Origin of the sequence: Spirosoma panaciterrae DSM 21099, assembly GCF_000374025.1 — a bacterium.
In the GTDB taxonomy this organism is placed as follows: Bacteria; Bacteroidota; Bacteroidia; order Cytophagales; family Spirosomataceae; genus Spirosoma; species Spirosoma panaciterrae.
Map to the genome: position 1 here is coordinate 47,402 of NZ_KB893183.1, position 20,516 is coordinate 67,917.

A 20,516-nucleotide genomic window follows, 5' to 3' on the forward strand; every position below is an offset into this window, starting at 1 on the left:
AATGTTTATTAAAGAAATAACCCTAAACAATTTCAGGATTTATAAAGGAAACAACAAAATTTCTTTTACTGAAGACTCGCGCCGAAATATTTATATTATAGCTGGTTATAATGGATATGGTAAAACTACTTTTTTGACATCATTGGTGTGGTGCCTATATGGGCGATATATGCAAGATGTTGATGAGTTGTTTAAAAAGAAAATCCAAGAAGTTGGCGGCTATCTAGAGTTCCTTGAAGCTTGCTTAAATAGAAACTCTAAAAATAGTAATGACACTAATTATTCTGTTACTCTAAAAGTATCAGATTTACAAATTCCTGGAATTACAGCTCAAGAGGTTGAAATCAAACGGTCGTATTCTTTAGGTGATAGGCACGATATTTTAGAAATAAAAATTGACGGCCATCATAATGAACTCGTTGAAGATGTTGGTAATGATATATTTATACAAGATTTTATATTACCAAAAGAAATTGCAAAATTCTTCTTTTTTGATGCTGAAAAGATTATTACAATAGCTGAGATCCAATCTCTTGACCAAAAAAAGCAACTAGGAAGTGCCTATTCTGAAGTGCTAGGAATAAAAAAATACATAGACTTAAGGAATAGCCTCAATGATTTAAGGTTAAAGTATAAAAGAGAATCTGCCAGCCCAGAAGAATTAAAAAAACTGGAGTTGGATGAACTTCATGTTAGCAAATTAGAACATGAAATACTGCAAAGAGAACAAGTAATTAAAGAATATAATCAAGACATAGAAGATAAAAGTAAAAGATCATCAGAATTGCAAGAAAAGCTAGTACGAGAGGGTAGTTCTATTTCTCTTGAGCAATTATTAGTACTCAAAAAAGAAAAAGCAACTCTAATAGATCGGGCAAGTGAGTATAAAAGCCGCTTTGATAGTATGCTTGATTTTGCTCCTTTTGCAATTGCTGGTAAATTATTTTTCAAATTAGAACAGCAATTAAAATTAGAACAACAATATAATAAACGGAGAGGATTTACTCTCCAGGAAATAAAAGAATCAATTAATAAAATTAATTTATCGATAAAAGAATTTCCAGAATATTTAAGTAAAGGAGATGTCGAAAACAAGATAAATGAATTACTGAATCAATACTTTATTGGTAATAATCAAGAAGATATACCAAATTTAGACATTCAGGTATTACATGAATTTGATGAACAGTTACATAGAAGTTTCAGCGCAATTGCTACGAATTTAAGCTCTACTTTTAAAGAACAATTCAGACATTTGAGTAGAGATATTAAACGAAATCGTTATGAGTTAAATGAAGTAAATAAAAAACTTTCTAGAGCGGAATCGAAAGAAGGAGATATTCTTATTCAAAAACATAAGCAAGAGAAAGCTAATATAGATAACGAAATTAACTCTATTAGAAATCTTATTATTTCAATTTCTCATGAGATCGGCGCTAGAACAAATGAACTAAATACGAGGAAAAAAGTACTTCAAGAAACGCGAAAAAAATTATCTATCAAGGAAGATTTGCTGGAGAAAGATATTACAGCTGAACGGTTAATTCATGAACTTGATGAGTTTATCCTAAATATTCAGCAGGAAAAGCAAGCAACATTACAAAGTCGAATTTGCACAGGTTTAAATAAATTGATGCACAAAAAAGACTTAATTAAACGAGTATCTGTTGTCGTTGACGGAGAGATTATTGATATTGAATTGTTTAATGATAAAGATGAACGAATTATAAAGGAAGATCTCTCAATGGGGGAAAAACAGCTGTACGCTACTTCAATTCTACAAGCACTTGTTGAGGAATCAAATATTGAATTCCCTGTATTTATTGACAGTCCAATGCAAAAGCTAGATGCAACCCATGCAAAAAATATAATCACCGATTTCTACCCCAAAGTTTCAAAACAAGTTGTAATTTTACCTCTTTTAAACAAAGAGATGACAGTAGAAGAATTTGAGCTTTTTAAAGTAAATGTACAAGGCTGCTATTTAATTAAAAATTGGAGTGAACACTCATCTACATTCATATCTGTTGATAATAATTCTCTTTTTTCGGTGGCGGCTGAATTAGATAATAAGGAAGAGCAATATGTTTAATTCGATAACAACATCTGAAGCTAATAAAGTAATTATAACAGAATTAACGAATAAGTTTTCGCTAGGGACCGAAAACATTATCGCTAGGCTTGCTTTTGCATACTCAATTGCTCAAGAGAACAAGCTAGATCTGAAAGGTTTACAAGATGCTAAAGGGAAAACATACCCTGTTAAAATATTATTTGGCAATCATTTAGAAGTCTATATTGCCCTAATTTGCCAGCTCTACCAAATACATAAATCAGATAAAGATATTCCTAAGTACATTAAACTACACTTAGATCATGGCCTACATGAATTAAAAGAGTACTCTACTAGCGATGGGACTGATTTTTTGCTTAAAGCAATTGAGAGCGGTATAGAATCTCAATTAAGTCTTTTTTGAGTATTCTATTGCATAGGCTGTAATAATCAATTGTGTTTAGTAAGCCATACGCATTGTATCAATAGAAGACGTAATTGATGATATTATTGCATCAATAGATGAGTTTTTTAAGAACCTTCCCAAACTAATTCTAATAGAACCGTAGGCAATTTCCTCATCATTATACATAGCCATAATCACATGCGATGGCAGTACCTCTAAAGAGGTACAAGCGGACCCGCTCGACACAGCTATTCGATCTCGAAACTGAATGATTAGTGCTTCAGCATCTATCCCTTGTACATGAAAATTAATTATGTGCGGTAGCTTCAAAGCTTCTTCTGCATGAATAATTAAGCCATCGATTAGTTTTAATTTTTCTTCAATTTTATTCTTTAAGACCATAAGTCGTTCTGATTCAGCCTTCATTTCTCCCAATGCTAATTCACAGGCTTTACCGAATCCAACAATAGCAGGAGTATTGAGAGTGCCCGATCGAAAACCCCGTTCATGGCCCCCCCCATGCATTTGAGGAATAAGTTTTATTCGAGGAAACTGGCTTTTAACAAATAAAGCTCCGATTCCATTAGGGCCGTATAGTTTATGCGCGGAACAAGCTAATATGTCTATATTATCCAGTTCAACATTTACCATAATTTTACCTACTGCCTGAGTGGCATCCGTCATAAATAGTATATTATGATCATGAGCTATTTTCGCAATTTCTCCTATTGGCTGTATGACGCCTGTTTCATTGTTAGCGAACATTACTGATATTAAAATCGTCCGCTCAGTAATAGCTAATTGAAGTTCTTTGAGATCAATAAGACCATCTTTATCTACTGCTAGGTATGTAATGTCTGCACCTTTTGATTCGAGATAGGTACACGTGTCAAGCACAGCTTTATGCTCAGTAGAAACTGTAATAATGTGATTGCCTTTGTGTCTGTAGTTTTCGAAAATACCTTTTAAAGCTAAGTTTATAGCCTCTGTAGCGCCGGATGTGAATGTAATTTCTTCAGTTTTGGCACCAATTAAAGTAGCGATTTGATGACGAGCTGTTTTGACAGCTTCTTCAGCTTCCCAACCAAAGGCATGTGTGCGACTAGCTGCATTACCAAACTTATTTGTAAAATAGGGTAACATTTCGTCAACTACCCTTGGGTCGGTTGGCGTTGTAGCAGCATAATCCAGGTATATAATACTATCAGTATTTGTGTTCATTCGTCAAAAAGGTTATTAACCTCATTTGATAAAACAAGGAAAGACCAGTAAATGATCCAATTCAATTTTCGTGAATTGCGCATTGAACTCTAACCATTTGGCCAGCCCCATTTTTATATAAAGCGTCTCCACGCCCTGCCAACGATTCAGCGCCATTATCATCCAAAATAACTCGACTATCAGTAGCTGTTCTAACTTTTAAGGCAATAACAGCTGGTAGATTAGACTTAATGGCTGAACTGACAATGCTTACTAGTGGTTTTTGAGTCGCAAGAATTACATGGATGCCCGCAGCCCGAGCCTTTTGGGCCAAACGCCTTAACAAACTTTCGATTGAATTTCGGTTGCCTGGATTTTCATCCAATAGATCTGAATATTCATCCAACACAATAAGCCACCGAGGAAGACTTTTAAATGAATCAAATGCCAGCGACATTGAGTTATAGTCAATTATATCTTTAGCTGCCCGGCCCGCTATTGGTTTACTATCCCTAAATAAGAGATACCGTCGATCCATTTCAGTCACACACTGCTCAAGCAGCCGAATGGCGTCCTCTGAGGACATTCCATTAGGTGTTGGAACATGAGGAAACTCCTCAAAGTCAACGAGTTCATTGCCTTTAGGATCAATTAAAAATAGTTGAAGCTCGGTGGAATCATAGAAATTAACTGCTCCTCGAAGCAAGGTATCCAGAACCACAGATTTACCCGATCCTGTTGTGCCTGCGATTAGTAGGTGTGGTGAGTTTGACGATGAAAAATTCAAACTACATAAATTTCCTTCTATATCTAGCCCGAATGGGACTTTGAATTCTTTGTCTTTAGTGAATTTGCTCCAGATGTGGTTGGTCGTCACTTTAACTTTTAGATAATCTGGCTTTGGTGCTTCAAGCCAGATCTTTCCTACATCTTGAAATATCCGTACATTTTGCTCCTCTGGTAACTGTAGAGCAATATTTAACTCTTCGATAGCTCCTTTTATTTTCTTTAAAGTAGTACTAGGCGCTGGCTTCAATTCAATTCGGTAAAATCCAGGCCCCTCCATGAAATTGATATCAGGATCTAAATCTTTTTTTACCTCAATTCCGATCGCGGTTAATTTATTAATAATAGAATGATTAATCTTTCTAATCTCTTCTGGGCTAATGTTGCAGAAGTTGGGCGTAAAAATAGAGACTAACTCAGCTTCTGGATTAACCTCATTATCTATCTTACTAATATCTGTGATTAGTTGTTGTGGAATGAATTTAGTTTCTGGTCCAGTTGAAAGTTCCACAGTAGTTGACTCAGGGCTGTTTTTTACATACCGATTTACCAGTAGTTTATCCTTTTTTATTGGCGAAAGCTGTTCCTCTTCAAAGTAGCTTTTAAGCTGATCAATGTCTTTAGTTAAGAAATTTATAGCATCTTGTTTAGGCAAGGTGATCATGCAGCTTCCATCAGCGTATTCTACTGATCTAGGGAAATAATTTTCACTATACTTAAATGAGAAGACTCCGTACTTGCCTATTAAATTTTTAAGCGTAGAACTAATTTCAAAATGGTCATTTAATAAATAGCCTCTAAGATTCTCTACTTGCTTCCAACGTTCTGTGTATGAAGGCCAAACCTCATATAAAGCCAATTTCTCCGCGCCAATTATAGCTAACTTGGCAAAGAAATTTCTATATATTTTAGCTGCGAAGGTTGTATCTTCAACCAGGAATTTTGTAAGCATATCGGCCGTATTAGCACCTTGCTCTTTAGCTTTGTTTTGAACATTCGATGGGTTATTGCCAATCTTAACTTCCAATGGGTAAAGATGCATATACAGATTTTGTTCTTTACTTTCTAACCCGATCATCAACAGGTCATCTGTATGCACCCCATGCGATCCTAAATTTTTAACGGAAAAAAGTCCTTCTTTGGGGGGAAGCCCGACCGCTCCAGATACTCTAAGGATTTCTTCTAATGATATGGGAATCCAAGTAATCTCTGGATGATAGAAGAAGGCCAGCGCTGTTTTAACCGTACTCAATAAGCTAAGCTTTTCTTCCCTAAAATAAGAAACTTGATTACCCTCCCGAAAACTATTTAATTTTAAAAGCCAATGGCCATTAACAGCGTTAAAAATGTCAATTAATCTTTTTATTTCTTCCTCCTCAGAAGCAACGCCTTGTTCCGAAAGTATTTCTTTTATTGTAGCTTCGTAGGGTTTCCATTTACTCGTAATCGTAATCGCATCATAACCGCTGGCATTATTATATTGATCACTATAATGAATAATGACCACGTCTTTGTGTAATTTGAAAAAACTTAAATCTACTTTAGGGTCAATAAACGTTACCCATTGTGATCTAGAGTAAAGCTTTTCTAAAGAGGTATTAGTTTCATTATTAATGACAAAAGAATTAACGTGATCTTTTGAATACTGCTCATCCGAATGAGTTACTTTGACAAACGAGTTGTAAAGTTTAGCTAGATGTAGTAAGTTATTATATGTCTCCGGGAGGAACTTCGTACCGAATCCGGTCCTGTATGAATTCTTTTGAAAAGAAGAGGGTACATCAGATAGTAGGCCGCCTAAGCTAATTCCACTAGGCATTTCTGACATATTACTATACGATTTTTTGACTTCCCTGTTTGAGAACTGATAAAAGGTTAGATGGGAATATTCATAAGGCGACAGATCTATGGCTAGTTTGTAAAAACGTACTTTTTCATTGTAAAGCTGAAAAAGATCCTCTCGATCTTCATCTGAAGCTAATGGAAAGAAATCGAAGGGTACATTTAATGTAAAATTACCTTGCCAGGAAGCTAATTCTTCAAACTTAGTAAAATACTCATCCGAATTATAAATGCTTATTATCATTCCTGGTATCCCAGTCGTTTTGCTTTTTGCTTTTTTTTGTAAGTATCCCAAATAAAAAGATAAAATCCCTTGCAATATTTCTTTGCAGTCTCCTTGGTTAACTAAGTTTAGTTTTAGGGGTGCTTTGCCCTCCAAAAATAAATAGGGGAAATGCAAGATAAACTGGTCTATCTTTTCTTGCACAAGATTGGGTACAAAGCGTCTTGATACTTGTTGGCTACTAAGTTCTTCTGAATAGAAGTAATTCCACTCAGAAGTGTGATCTTGGTGCAAAGGCTGATAATAGTAATTATCAATCCCAGTAAGTTTTGTTTGACCCTTTATTAAAGGAACAAGATTTAAAGGAGTAAGATTACGTAATAATATTTCCGGAATTGGGTCCTGATTGACAGCATCCTTAAGAAGGAGTCTATATGCTAAGTTAAGCGGGTGTAAAGGTGTGTACTTTATGAATTTGTCTTCAAACCGCTCTTCAATAACTGCAATTCTGAACAGGTCCTGTTCAGTCTTATCTAGTGGTTTACCTGCTTCAAGACTCTCTAACTGTTCAACATATACGTCAACAAATGACTGATAGAGATCACCTAATTCATCATCGAGAAACGCCAAACTAGGCAGTAAATTGTTACGTCTAAAATACGAGATTAAAGCATCATAAGCGGCTTGTAGCTCATTCGATACCTGTAAACCATCCAGACTAACTAGTTCATTACTAGTATTTTGATAACACGATAAATAACCTGAATCAATTAGTAATTGCTCTAGTTTCAGATTTCCTCTAAAGTTTTCAATTGGAAAGAATTTGTTTGTTCCATGCGTTAAAATGACGACTTCTTTATTGGTATACTTATCGATTCGTGAAGTGTAAGTAAAGGACTCACCAGAAATACGTTTTAAATCCCAAACTCTAGATCCTGATATCTGTATAGGCCTATTTTCCTCTCTAAGCGAAAGTTTAAGTGGCAATGTTGCCTGCTCGATAGTAATAAAGAAGGGAACTTCATCCTGTCCTTCATCTGTCAATTTCTCAAGATCAATAACCAATTCAAGTGTTTGATCTTGAGAAACCTGATAACTATCGGCAGCGACGAGTTCTTTACGAACATATGAAACATACCCAGGATTTAGCGAAACAGCTTCATCACTACCTATAGCTAAGGAAAAAGTATTGCCTCGTTTATTAATTAAAAAATTTGTTTTAAACTCAATTAAAATATTTTCTGGAAAAGGGACAATTAGTATTGAAAACGTAAATTTAATGGCAACATCTGGATGCTGATATGTGAACTGTTTAAAAAGAACTTGTTCAACATTATCTAGAGTCAGTTGAGCATTAATTATCTTTCCACTAGTGGTTAATTCACTTAGTTTGAAATTTCCATGTTGGAGCCCTGCTATTTTGGGCCGGTTATCAAAATGGAATGAAAGAGCCAAGTCGTTTTGCTTTTCAACATTGAAAACTATCAAATGTCTTTTTCGAGACTTAGAAACTGATTCTTCATCTTCTGATCTATCCCAATGGATCATATTTTCAGAAGCAACGCTACTATTTAGATATTCAATTGTTTCTGCCTTATCTTTTTCTTGTTCCCATGCTTCTAATTGCGTAAAGTCATTTAAATACCAATCGTCTTTTTGTAATTTTTCTACTCCCGCTGGGCTAAAATTTCTTTCTAGTATTTTTTCTAAATTTCCATATTGAACGCCAGTACTAATTTCTTCAAAGAGTTCTTTGTTTCTAAATAGCCTTTTTCTAATTTCATCTTTTGTATTACTCAACGCAAGGCCTTTGTCTGGAAATATGCCTAAAGGCATATAATCATTTTGGGCAATACGCTTTTTCCCAAGTATATCAAAGAAGGCTGTATAATCAAACAAAGAATACAGACCATCTGATTTCTCTTGTATGCTAGTCAGTAAAATCTCTAAGAGGGTTTTTTCATGATTTTGAATTGTTGTTAATTCAGATATACTTTTTTTAATGCTAGTTTGTACTTCAACGCGACTTAGAGGCATTCCTGCTTCCATTAAATTTTTACATCCACCTGTTATACTATCAAGTGATGTGTTATGAATAAATAGGATAGATGTATTCGAAAATGTAGAATTTATTTTATCACTAATACTATTTCTTAGGTTAGTCAAAAAATCTTCAGCTACACCATTTATATTTGCTGAAATTATTAACCTGTAATTCTTAAAATCAATACAGTATGTAGAATAATCTAAATAATTAAATGGTAGTATATTAAACTGGGGCCAATCTGAAATAATTTGGCTTCTTAATAGTTCATATTGACCCAGAACTTGCTCACTCTGCTCATATCGAATATGGAAACGTCCACCAGACGAGGCATTAGATTTTGAAAAAAAATTAATTAATAAATCAGAAATAAAACTAAATATGTATTTTTCCATGTGCGAATTTAACTTAGCGTAATTTTCTTACATATTGTGCATCGCCACTATCGCTTTTCTTCTCAAGAAGGTTTATCTTCTCAAAGTAATCTACAATGACGGACTTAGAAATTTGATCGAACAAAAACCCTCGATCCTCTAACTCTGACCACAGCTTGCTCAATCTAATTTTGTCTTCATCGGGGCCAATACAAAGAGTTGTTAAAAACAAAAGGCTTTCTTGATCTATACTCAAGGAGTATCCATTACGGCCTCTTCTTCTAGTATAATTATATTGGGTAAATAACAGAAAGTATCTGCGATAAGCACTATACACTTTTTTTCGTTCTGTTTCTTGAAACTGGACATCAACCATTTGCCAAAGTTTATATACCAGATTAAATATTGGTTCGTCTGAGTTTATTTCTTTCAGCGGATACTTTTTCCAATCAAAAGGATTATTATCTTTCGTAATTCTTTCTTGATAAAAAGAAATTAAGTTTTCAATAGAAAGCTGAAGAATTGCCTTTTCTTGATCACTTAATTTTTTTACAAGTTCTTTTAATTCAACGTACGTTATTCCTTGAATTGTAAATCCTTTAATATGGTTGAGAAGTTCAAGTGTATTAGCATGGGTAAACATACTGGCAATGTGTTTCTCAAAAAGTTTCCAGCCGTTTATCATGGGGAGCCGAGAAGCCTGTAATTTCTCCCATGATAGGGAAAAGAAATATCTATCCCTTTTCTCTTCAAAGAAAGAATTCAATTGGAAAATGAGATCTGAGATGTATAAGAAAAAATAAACTTTAAGCAACTGGGGGAACCCTGACACAAATAACGAATGATCTTTCGTAAGTGTAAGGAAATCTTCCTTGAACTTTTCTCTACTTTTATTAGGTGCTCTATAAACAAACTCATCGACTCTTATTTCTTCTTTTAGGTCAGGTAGAGCTGATAGGATCAATCGATGCATGAGGTTGTCAGGCTCTTTAGTTGCGAGTGCATGCAGTCTCTCAATGTCCTCACCCTCAATAAAGACACTAACAATATATTTTGAAATGTCATTTAGTGTTTTATTTTTAACATAATTATCTAAGTACGCGTAAATTTTAGCATTGAAGGTGATGAGCTGCTCATTTTCATCAAACGCTATATTCTCAATAATATCTTTTAAGTTATAATTATTAGGCGCATGAGCCTTTGAGCAAACTTCATTAATGAATTTATCTTTATTTAATTTTACAGATTGACTGTAATTCATACAGTTTCTATAGCAGGCTCCGGCAATTCCTTTAAAAGCTATCAAATCAGCTTTCAAATCATTTATTTTGGTATCGTTTCCTGGAAATGGGAAAAGAAGAATTTTATTTCCAGTTTTATGAGATATCTTCCCTTTATCAACTTTATCCGTCATATTGTTTTCTAGGGAAGTCAAATCTAATTCGTACATTATTTTATTTCTTCAAAGTGAAAAATGTCAAAACCTGGAGTAAACACTAATTTAAATTTTTCGTGTTTTACACCATGCATATCTTGAATTATAACATCTTTATTTTGAGCTCCTGAGCTTGATAGTTTGCTAACAAATTGTTTAAAATCAACATGATTACTTTTGTCTATTAAATTCGCTCTGTAGCCTAAATTAATGCTTGACAACAACAAGAAGAGACCATAATCAACCTTTACGTAATAGGTCTCAGGACTCTCCATTACTTTGAATCCTAATGTGATTGTACTAGAAAAGCGATTTATAGGGCCTGATACTGGGGTTTTTATCTCTCCTGGCCTAAGCTCAAGTTTTACTTTTTGAGAAATTCTATAACGATTCTGACGTCGTCCTATGTCAATATTTAAATAGTCTTCTCCCATTTTCAGCATGCCATTCCATTGAAAAATAGCTTTTTGAGCTTTTTGATATAAGTTGAAAAGCTTTGACGTATGATGAGCGTGAAAAAAATATAAATTTTTCATAAACTCATAATACACAGTATCAAGTTGAATTAGCTCTAGAGCCGTTCCTTTAATATAATTTAGCCTTATAAATAACTTTAGCCTGTCAAACACGAGCATATCCGCCAAGTTTTTGGTCAAAGGATCGTCTGTGGTTAGCAGTTTATTATCAAAAAAATAAGAATTTGGATTAGATGTAGTTCCCATCTTTATCACTAATTGATCCATTTCTTCAGTGGTTTTTCCTACTGGATCAAGCTCGGCTATTTGTTTCAATATTGGAGATGTACTTGTACTTTCAAATAGTAACCATGGAAGTGTCCATTTATAAAATATAGATTCTGATTTTATGCTAGTGCACTCTTTTAAAATTTCTTTTTCTGACAAGGTAGATAATTTTGGTGGTACGATTAAATCATATAATAAGTTCAGCATTAATCTAACCGAAACGATGAGTTTATATTTGATTATTGCTTCAATAATGATTTGGATAATTCTGTCTTTTACTTTCGTCTCTCCAAGTAAATCATAATTATACTTTAATGGGCACTTATCGGGTGCCGAATGCTCTTTATAATAGTTTTTGTATGCCTGGTAGAATGGATTCTTTTCTGTTTTCTGGGTTATTTTACAAATAATTTCATTAAGGATAGTTGAGAAAGGGCCATCTTCGCTTAATGAGTAAAGATGGTAATCGGCAAGATTGATGTATTTAATATAGCGATCTTCTTTTGATCGTTGATCACTATCCTGTAGGATTCCATTACTTTCAATAAAGTTTCTCAGGCAATTAAATTCGTTACCTTTTTCATGTAGAAAATTGGTAAGTGTACCTAAGTTGATAGCTATTATTGTTTTTGATGTATTGGATATATTTCCAATTTCATTATCTGAAAATGGAAGCAAAACATCTCTCAATGTTTCCAGATAAGTCTTATGTATGGATTTACTTTCGGTTGCGTCATTGTGAACATAGAAAGCATTCATTTCTACTGGATGCTTTTCCCACATTCTGGCTAACAAATGAGATTTGCCGTCTCCTACATTACCAATTATAAAAATTAGTTGAGGGTAGCTAGTAGTCAAAGCACTCATTATTAGATTGCTTAGATCTTGTTCGACTGTTCGCTCTATATGTAAATACCGCTTTAGGTCGTCAAAGGAATTGGTCTCACCATTGACAACTGCTTCTGGAGAAGATAGGCTTAAAGTATCTAACAACTCTTTAAAGTTCATCTATATATTTGGTGTGGTAGTTTTAAGTATAAGGTTGGTCAGTTTAAAAGTAAGAATTTCTTCGTTTTGTACTACTTAGGGGTATCCTGTAAAAAATGGTACAAAAGTTTCATCTACCCGTTCTAAATAGTACTTAACTAGCTATTGATTAGCAATTTATTGCAGAATAGTTTCTTAAAAAAGGTCAATTAATTTTCTTAATTTCGTTCGCACTGAGCGTGATCGTAAATTCACGCCGTGGACGGTTCCAGCAGTGTACCCTCTGGCCATATTGACTGATCACCGTTACAGGCCAGTCGATATCAGCATTGGCCGCTTCTAACTCTTGAGCCGCCTTTGGATTAATGAGCGTCACTAAGTCGTTCAGCTTGAACTCGTGGTTTGTCTTCATTCAATACTTAATTTCCTACCTTTGTTTGCTGGTAAAAGTCTCAAAGACAAGTCAATGAAAGCATCCAATATCCGTTTTTTTTCGCCCACTGAAAACCAACAGCCTACGTTCAAGCCCGGAAAGGCCCCAAAGCCAGCTAAAATAATTTTAACCGGTTACGTCTCCACGGCGGGTAAACTCGTTTTACCAGCCAAGACCGTGGACCATATAGGTGTCGATCTAGACAAAACGTCCTTCAAAGTAGGCATGGACGAGGGCAAGCGCAAAGCCAAATCGTTGTATTTAGTACCAAGTAGTATAGATGAGGAAACGTTCACCTTCGAGAAAGCAGCTAAGAGCTATACCTTGGCATTGCCTTTTATCTTAAAGAAGAGTGGCGTTGATTTCACCAAAACCAAATACGACTTTACCATTCGTCTCTTTGAGTATGAAGGCACGACTGCTTTTGAACTAAAAGTAGCTCCTGAAGCAGCGGCTACCAAGGTACCTTACACGGGCAGGCCAAGAGGCCGGAAGCCAAGGCAGGCCTCCGAAGCCGAGTAAAGTTAACAGCCCTGTTCAACCAGGGCTTTTTTGTGTTTTGTCCATTGAGCGGTAATGCCGTTTCATCACCCGACTCTTTCATCTGTTACCGATTTAATCCCGATCGCTCACAAATTTCACTCAAACTGTCAACCTGGCAGATTTTACGTTGGGTATATTAATAAGTATTGATTTAGCTTTGCTTTGTCACAAGGCTAGAACGCTCTTCCCTGGTTTGTGGCAATTTGCCTGCAATTTTATCGCTCTTCTCAATCCCATTCCGCCATTTCCATCTCTAAAGACCCTAAGAATGATTAAGTCTTCATGCCTTTTTCAATTTTACATATCATTTACGGTCGTTAATGATATGTAAAATAAGCGTGGAACACTATCTTGCAGCATGCAAACCTTCGTGGCCTACTACCGGGTGAGTACCAAAAAGCAGGGACAGTCCGGTTTAGGACTCGATGCCCAGCGTAGTAGTGTGCTCAGCTTCGTCAAAAACCAAGCACTCATCGTTGCTGAATTTTGTGACATTGAGTCTGGCAAACTGGATCGGCGTCCGGAACTACTTAAAGCCATTGACTATGCCAAGCAACACCAAGCCCGCCTGGTGATTGCCAAGTTGGACCGGCTCAGCCGTAACATGACCTTTGTGTCGTCATTGATGGACTCCCATGTCAGCTTCGTCTGCGCCGACATGCCCGATGCCAATGAATTTACCATTCACATCTTTGCGGCTTTGGCCCAGCAGGAGCGGAAGCTGATTAGCGAACGAACCAAAAAAGCCCTGGATGAAAAACTCCTGCGGATTGGACAGTGGCGAAGGAGTGGCCGCGTATTCCAGGACCCCGTGGTTTCGGCAAAAGCGGCTCAATCGAATCGAAGCCGGGCCGTTGAGAATGAAAACAACCGGAAAGCAACCGCTTTGATCCTGGCCTTACTTGGCGCGAAACTCTCTTATCTGGCCATTGCCCATCAGTTGAATCAAGCGGGTTTCAAGACGGCACGTGGTAGTGCCTTTCAGGCAACCCAAGTGATGCGCCTGGCTCAGCGTGCCAGGAATGAATACGATGCAAAGGACTAATCAGGCCACCTCTCTATACCAGCGGCAATTCGTAAAGCTCGTTGCACATCTTCCCAATAGTAGCCACTGTCATAACCCGTCGACAGGCGATCACAGATGCTCAGAAAATCAGTAGCATCTTCCACGCGCTGTTTCTGGATCGTTATGGGATCCGCTTGTGGAGTTGGTTGATCGGGTAGCGCTTCCATGCCCCAAAAATAAGCGATAAACGAAAAAGCCCCACTGGGTTGACCAATGAGGCTGAAGAAACGTAACAGACATAGAACGCCCAACTGAGAAATTTATTGTTCACATTGAAACAGAGATGGGCCTATTTGTCACTTTTTTTAGGCCCTGATTTCAGCGATTAATATGTCAATTCTCATTACCAGAATAAGATAACCTAGTTAATGTGTGCAAGTGGTAAGAAGGCCTGCATGGAAAAACGGGCGTTTAATGCGACACCGCCTACCTTACATACTTCCTAGATTAGTACGAAAATAATTCCATGGGGTGGTCCTGTTTGGCCGGACACTTTACTTTTGAGAGTTTAATTGATTAGTTTGATAAAATTGGTTTTCAAAATCAATCGGAGATCGGTAACCCAAGCCCGAATGCCATCGACGCACGTTATAATAGCCGGGGTGGCGGACCACTCCATCCAACTGGCTAGATAGGCCCATTCCCCGTTGGAAAGCGCCAAGTAAGTAATATCGCCGATGCCCTGTTCTTTCAGAGCTTCCAGCACACGACGGCTGCCATATCGGCGCGAGTTGTCCCAAAAGATCTATGAACAGCTGCCGTTATGCTAATGCCCATTTTGCGGGCTACGGCCATGATGGGTTCACTATTGGCAACTAACCGCAACACATCAGCTTTAAACTTGGCGGTGTACTTTCGTTCGTTTGGGGCGTTGGGATTGATTCATGCCAGGCCGACGTGTCGGTACACGAAGTTAAACAAGTTTCGTGTCCGGATTTTTAGGACCATATCACTTCAGGCAAACAGCGTGGGAGGAGAAAATCCTGCGGCTGGGTTCCAGCTTGAATCGCGACGCCATAATGCCTGCGCCACCCGCACTATAGCCTCGGTACGTCTTCCTTGTTCGCTAATTGAAGCATGGTCATAGATGACCTTGAACGCTGGCGCCCAGTTGATCAGTTCCGTTTTTGAATCATAAATGCCAACTGGAATACGTCGTTTGTCAGTACCTAGTTTCTGCAGGATTTTTTTAGCTTCTTCCTGCGATGAAGCCCCTATATGCTTGTACTGTTCTTTGAGCTGATATAGAACAGAGAATCGTTTCATAGTGGTAAGATTTTCAGTTTGTCTTCTAAGTATAATGCGGTGGGGTATTTGCCTGGCACTTAATGCTCAGTCCGTATCATACGGAAGCGATTTAAACCAATGGTTTTGGGTTGCTCTGTCGATTCAGTCTGGACAGGCATTTGCGTTTTCAGGATCGCCACCTGCCGACTCAATACACCAAGCTGCTGTTGCAACAGAGCCATTCTTTCTCCAGTACATGGGCAGTCATGGCTTGATGGCACTTTCTCCTGGAGCAAATTAGGTGCGTATGTCGTTTCCATATTCGTATTGTGTTGTTGATAAATGCAGTACCTCAACCAGCTTATCCTGTTAGAGTAGCTTGATAGTTAATGCGCTGAGCATCACTAGTTGCAGGCACTCATTTTGTAAACGCAAAATAACTGCATTCTGTTGAAACGTTTCAACAGAATATAGCCAAAATGGCTAAAATACTTTATAATTCCTGTTAAATTTCTTTATATAATACAATTTATGGCCACATTTTAGACCATAAACTATATAATAAATTATAATTACTAAGCAGCTATATTTAAACGTTTAAACATTTTATTGTATTTTTGGCCACTCGATATGATGACCAGAAAGACTTCGCTCAAAGACATTGCTCAGGCTGTAGGCGTCTCTACGACCCTAGTTTCGTATGTATTGAATAATAAGAAAGAAAACCGGATTAGCAAAGAGGTTGCCCAAAAGATCAGGCAGGCCGCGCAGGACTTAAACTACCGGCCGAATCAGATTGCCAAAAGTCTGAAACTGAACAAAACGCGAACGTTGGGCCTGATTGTCGCCGACATTGCCAATCCCTTTTCAGCAGCCCTGGCACGCGTTATCGAAGACGAAGCCGACCGGCAGAACTATACGGTCATTTTTGGTAGCTCAGAAGAGAGCCCTGAAAAATTCCAAAAATTAACCACAACGCTGCTTAACCGACAGGTAGACGGGTTGCTGATTGCTGCTCCTGCCGGTACTGAGTCTCAGCTTGCCGAACTCCAGAAACAAGCTATTCCTTTCGTATTGATCGACCGCTATTTTCCGGCATTAAAGACTAGTTATGTGGCGCTGGATAATGCCCAGGCAATGTATAAAGCAGTCAGGCATCTGATCAACTCGGGCTACCAAAATATTGGTCTGGTCTCCTTTAATACCTCATTGTTCCACATCTGCGAACGAGGTCGAGGGTATCGTCAGGCCCTGCAGGAAGCTAAATTACCCGTAAGAAAAAGCTGGCAGAAGGAAATTAATAACGCCCATATTGCCTCTGAAGTCAGCAAAGCAATACAGGAACTGGTTTTAGGGCCTAAGCCGGTCGAAGCGATTGTTTTTGCATCCAATACACTTACGATAGCAGGTTTGAAACAACTAAAACGCCTTAACAAGAAGGTTCCTACCGATCTGGCAGTGGTTGGTTTCGACGAAGCGGAAGCCTATGAACTGTTTGAAACACCGCTTACGTATATCAAACAACCTGTGCAGGAAATAGGGGAACTGGCCACCCAGATTTTGCTGGACGTTCTGAACAGTAATAATCGAATGATACAGGCTAATCTGGAAGCAGCGCTAGTGATTCAGGACTCGACTCGCCCCGTAATGACTCCTGTTCTCTTATAAACTATCAGAAAAGCCAATACGCTTATGCGCCAGGGTTTAGCACATAAGCGTATGCATGATCGTCTGTTATCAGCACCTTTATTCAAGGTCCGCTTTTACCGATGCCGCTAGGGGTTTATAGGTTAATGTATCGATGACAATACCTGTAGCTGACTGAAGATACAATTTCGTCAGGTCGGTATCCGGAAAGAAAATATCCGTCATCGCCGTAAGGCCATTATCCGCAAACAGTTCTACCGACGCGACATCGACTAGCAGCGTCAGCGAAATTTTCTTATCTAAAGACAACCGTGGCGCTGTATGTCGCTTGCCAAACCCACTTTCAAAATCCGTTTTGCCTGACTTTGTTCGGTCAATGAAATACGAATTGGTGCTTTTGTCGTAGCCGATACGTAATTCATTTCCCTGCTTATTGGCTAACACAACAGAAAAATCAGCTGTATTCTGTGTCGTTAGTTCCAGTCGGAATAAGCCTGTATTGCTTTTAGTTTTTGCCGTCAGGTCATACGACTCCTTGATGGACAGGTTTTTCAGCGAAATCCCTGGCTTGTTCAGCACATCGAGTTCCTTTACGGGGGTTGAGGTAAGCCATAACTCCTTGCCGACCTGGGCCAACCCGAGTTCACGCGGTAGGGTCATGGCTCCGCGCCAGTTGGCCGTTGGTACTTTATTCGCATACTGCCAGTTGTTCATCCAGCCCATCAGAATCGTTCGGTTGCCCGTATTGGCGAAGGTCACGGCGGCATAATTGTCGGTTCCGTAGTCGATCCATTTCGTTTGCTTGGAATAGGGCCGGAACGTTTTGCCGTCATAATCACCCACAAAGTACTGCCCCGCAGAACCTCCATTTGGGCCACCCGGATTGATGTTGACAATGAGTACCCAAACCTCTTTCCCATTGTGCTTTAGCGGAACTAAGTCAGGACACTCCCATACTCCTCCGTGTCCGCCTGCATCACTCCCAAAATCGCTTTCGCGCGACCAGTTTTTCAGGTTTGGTGATGAATAGAACGTAACGCGGTCTTTGGTGGCCAGGGTCATAATCCATTTTTTCTGCGGCTCATACCACCGAACTTTAGGATCACGAAAATCTGTAATGCCTGGGTTCGGCAATACTGGATTTCCGGCATACTTCGTCCATGTTTTGCCTTCGTCAAGGCTGTAAGCCAGACTTTGTGATTCTACCTGATCAGGTTTTTGTTTTTCCAGCTTGGGATTATGGTGCGTAAAAATAGCCACCAACGGCACCTGCCCATCTTTACCAAAACCACTGGTGTTATGAACATCAGCCACCGCGCTCCCCGAAAAAATATAGCCGAGGCTATCTGGATATAGGGCAATAGGTTGCTCCTGCCAATGGACCATGTCCTTGCTGGTGGCGTGGCCCCAGTGCATAGGCCCCCAGACCGTTCCGTCCGGATAGTATTGATAAAACAGATGGTAGGTTCCTTTGTAAAATACCATCCCATTCGGATCATTGATCCAATGCGCTTTGGGCGAAAAATGGAACTGCGGGCGGTAAGGTTCCGGCGATGTACCTGGATTCGTTTGCGCCTGCAAACAATTGATCAAGAAGAGCAGGACAATCGCCAGAAGAGCTATATGTTTCATAACTAACAAATGGATGATGGCTGGTCAAGTATGTGGGGAGCCGCCCATTACGGCGTGCCTCCCCATGCATAACCTCAATTACCAACCTAATGTGAAATCCTATTTTAAGTAACGAATCTAGAAGGGTTAAAAACCAATATTCTGCTTATAGAGCCCTTTGGTAAAGTTGATTTCCCGCTGTGGAATCGGCAGATACTCATCGCGCCCCGCCGTGAATTTAGCACCACTCAGATGAGATCGTCTGGTTTTCTCTACGGCTAGATATGCATTCAGCGTCTCGGCAGCCATACCCCAGCGAACCAGGTCGAAGAAGCGAGGACTTTCCGTCGCAAACTCCAGGCGACGCTCCCATTGCAAAGCTCGTCGGGCGTATGCCTGTGTCCAGTTCGCAGCACTGTAGGGCTTAATCAGATATTTCGACGGGTCCGTTCCATCGGCTTTTTTGGTGCGACCTGTGCTGTTGGCAGCCCTGGCCCGAATCTGATTGATCAGGGGTAGAGCCTGCGCCTGCTGACCCAGTTCGATATACGCTTCGGCCTGAAAAAGCAGCACATCCGCATATCGGATAATATCGATATTCTTCGATACACCCATAAAAGGCCCCTGCTTTTTGTAGGACGAGCTAGTGGCCAGTTGCTGCGATTTCATCGCCTGAAAGAAACCGTATACGCCAGGGTCACGCACCCAACTGTTGCTGAACGGCAATGAGGCATTGTATTTATACGGATGCCCGTCAATGCCGATGGTATGGTCAACGCGCGGATCGACAGTTGCCGTTTTGAAGTCAATGATGCCGTCGTTAAAGGTATCGAATTTAGGCAGGCCATTAGCGTCGGTTCCGAAGGCATTTGCCAGATTCTGGCTGGGCTGATGAAACCCGCAGCAACCATATTGCGGAGCACCGTGCGGGTAGTTCAGGCCATCCTCGAAATTGAGTCGTCCTAGTGTCGTACCATCATTGATGGAGTACTGAACGGCAAAAACAGATTCAACATTATTGTCATACTCCGGCAAAAAGTTTTCTGCAAAATCAGGCTGTAAACTGTATTTGCCTGAGCTGATGACCAACTGAGTCAGATTGACCACTTGCTGCAACTTCTCTTTATTAATGTTGATCACTTTGTTATTGTCGTCCTGTTCATACGCCTGATAGAGTCGTAGTTTGGCCAGATAGGCAGCCGCCGACAGCTTATTGGCCCGGCCCACCTGCGTCTGCGAAACCGGCAGATTATCAACCGCAAACTGAAAATCGGTCGCAATCTTATCCCATAGCTGATCGTTCGTCAATGCCCGGTTCGACGTAGCCAGAATCTGGTCGTTCGATAGGGTTTCGTCAACGTAAGGCACGTACTTGAACAGCATTTTCAGCATGAAATGCGCATGTCCCCGCAGGAAACGCAACTCAGCCTGACGTGTTTTTTTCAACGGGAAACTCGTTTCCGACAGGTCATTGATTGACCGGAGCGCCACGTTGGCCCGCGAGATTGCCTTGTAGTAGTTTTCCCAGGTGTAAGGGTGATAAAAACCACCGCCCTGCTGAGGCTGCGTCAGATTATGCTGCTCGTAAAAGTTAATGTCTTCCAGATCGGCTACGCCACCACCACCTTTGTAGGCATCGTCGGAGCGAACACTCCCATACACCCACATGCTGGCGATAGGACCAATCATTTCACCATTGCCCAGCGAGGCATAGGCGGCCGTGACCAACGCATCGGCATTCTCAGGGATTTTTACATTATCCGACGAAAGGGTCCCCTGAGGTTGATAGTCCAGATATTCTTTGCAGGAAGCAAACAGGGTGCCTCCCGCAATCAGAAGAAATGAAACCAGAAATTTATTTTTCATGATCGTAAACGTCTTTTAGCGAATTTCCAG

The 20,516-nt window shown here is 39.3% G+C and carries 15 protein-coding genes; 5 read left to right on the forward strand and 10 right to left on the reverse strand.

What is annotated here, in order from left to right; all coding sequences use genetic code 11:
* The first annotated feature begins 1 nt into the window (after position 1).
* Positions 2–2,092, forward strand: a complete 2,091-nt coding sequence (locus B153_RS35130) for an AAA family ATPase (RefSeq protein WP_020597294.1) — start codon at positions 2–4, stop codon at positions 2,090–2,092.
* Positions 2,085–2,477, forward strand: coding sequence for a DndE family protein (locus tag B153_RS0113710; protein ID WP_020597295.1), 393 nt, complete (start codon positions 2,085–2,087; stop codon positions 2,475–2,477). The genes B153_RS35130 and B153_RS0113710 overlap by 8 nt, the downstream gene beginning before the upstream one ends.
* A 36-nt stretch (positions 2,478–2,513) precedes the next feature.
* Here the strand turns inward: B153_RS0113710 and B153_RS0113715 are convergent, their stop codons facing one another.
* The 5 genes from B153_RS0113715 to B153_RS0113735 all read right to left on the reverse strand — a co-directional run bounded on the left by B153_RS0113715 (position 2,514) and on the right by B153_RS0113735 (position 12,505).
* Entirely contained in the window at positions 2,514–3,680 is a 1,167-nt protein-coding gene (locus tag B153_RS0113715) for a cysteine desulfurase family protein (protein ID WP_020597296.1), read from the reverse strand.
* A gap of 61 nt (positions 3,681–3,741) precedes the next feature.
* A complete protein-coding gene (locus B153_RS0113720; RefSeq protein WP_026262138.1) occupies positions 3,742–8,949 on the reverse strand; it encodes an FtsK/SpoIIIE domain-containing protein in 5,208 nt (1,735 codons plus the stop codon).
* 13 nt (positions 8,950–8,962) lie between these two features.
* Positions 8,963–10,378, reverse strand: coding sequence for a DNA phosphorothioation-dependent restriction protein DptG (gene dptG / locus B153_RS0113725; RefSeq protein WP_020597298.1), 1,416 nt, complete (start codon positions 10,376–10,378; stop codon positions 8,963–8,965).
* Positions 10,378–12,114 (reverse strand): DNA phosphorothioation-dependent restriction protein DptF, encoded by a 1,737-nt coding sequence (gene dptF / locus B153_RS0113730; protein WP_020597299.1) that lies wholly within the window; start codon positions 12,112–12,114, stop codon positions 10,378–10,380. Before dptF ends, dptG begins: the two co-directional genes overlap by 1 nt.
* Positions 12,115–12,298: 184 nt before the next feature.
* Entirely contained in the window at positions 12,299–12,505 is a 207-nt protein-coding gene (locus B153_RS0113735) for a hypothetical protein (protein WP_020597300.1), read from the reverse strand.
* A gap of 21 nt (positions 12,506–12,526) precedes the next feature.
* Here B153_RS0113735 and B153_RS0113740 point away from each other — a divergent pair, with 21 nt between their 5' ends.
* Positions 12,527–13,048, forward strand: coding sequence for a hypothetical protein (locus tag B153_RS0113740; protein WP_342664803.1), 522 nt, complete (start codon positions 12,527–12,529; stop codon positions 13,046–13,048).
* A gap of 379 nt (positions 13,049–13,427) precedes the next feature.
* Entirely contained in the window at positions 13,428–14,114 is a 687-nt protein-coding gene (locus B153_RS35135) for a recombinase family protein (RefSeq protein WP_020597302.1), read from the forward strand.
* Here B153_RS35135 and B153_RS0113750 read toward each other — a convergent pair.
* From B153_RS0113750 to B153_RS38225, 3 genes are all read right to left on the reverse strand, one after another.
* A complete protein-coding gene (locus B153_RS0113750; RefSeq protein WP_020597303.1) occupies positions 14,111–14,386 on the reverse strand; it encodes a hypothetical protein in 276 nt (91 codons plus the stop codon). The genes B153_RS35135 and B153_RS0113750 overlap by 4 nt on opposite strands.
* A 703-nt stretch (positions 14,387–15,089) precedes the next feature.
* On the reverse strand, positions 15,090–15,401 hold the full coding sequence (locus B153_RS0113760) for a hypothetical protein (protein WP_020597305.1): 312 nt from the start codon (positions 15,399–15,401) through the stop codon (positions 15,090–15,092).
* A 59-nt stretch (positions 15,402–15,460) separates the two neighbouring features.
* Entirely contained in the window at positions 15,461–15,682 is a 222-nt protein-coding gene (locus B153_RS38225) for a hypothetical protein (RefSeq protein ID WP_211221676.1), read from the reverse strand.
* Between the two features lie 310 nt (positions 15,683–15,992).
* On the opposite strand from B153_RS38225, the gene B153_RS0113770 reads away from it, so the two are divergent.
* The gene (locus B153_RS0113770; protein ID WP_026262140.1) at positions 15,993–17,030 is read left to right on the forward strand and encodes a LacI family DNA-binding transcriptional regulator; all 1,038 of its coding nucleotides are present in this window, start codon (positions 15,993–15,995) and stop codon (positions 17,028–17,030) included.
* 78 nt (positions 17,031–17,108) lie between these two features.
* Here B153_RS0113770 and B153_RS0113775 read toward each other — a convergent pair whose 3' ends face one another.
* Positions 17,109–18,641 carry a glycoside hydrolase family 32 protein gene (locus tag B153_RS0113775; RefSeq protein WP_020597308.1) on the reverse strand — a complete coding sequence of 511 codons (1,533 nt, stop codon included), beginning with the start codon at positions 18,639–18,641 and terminating at the stop codon, positions 17,109–17,111.
* Between the two features lie 126 nt (positions 18,642–18,767).
* A complete protein-coding gene (locus B153_RS0113780) occupies positions 18,768–20,486 on the reverse strand; it encodes a RagB/SusD family nutrient uptake outer membrane protein (protein WP_020597309.1) in 1,719 nt (572 codons plus the stop codon).
* Positions 20,487–20,516: the final 30 nt, after the last annotated feature.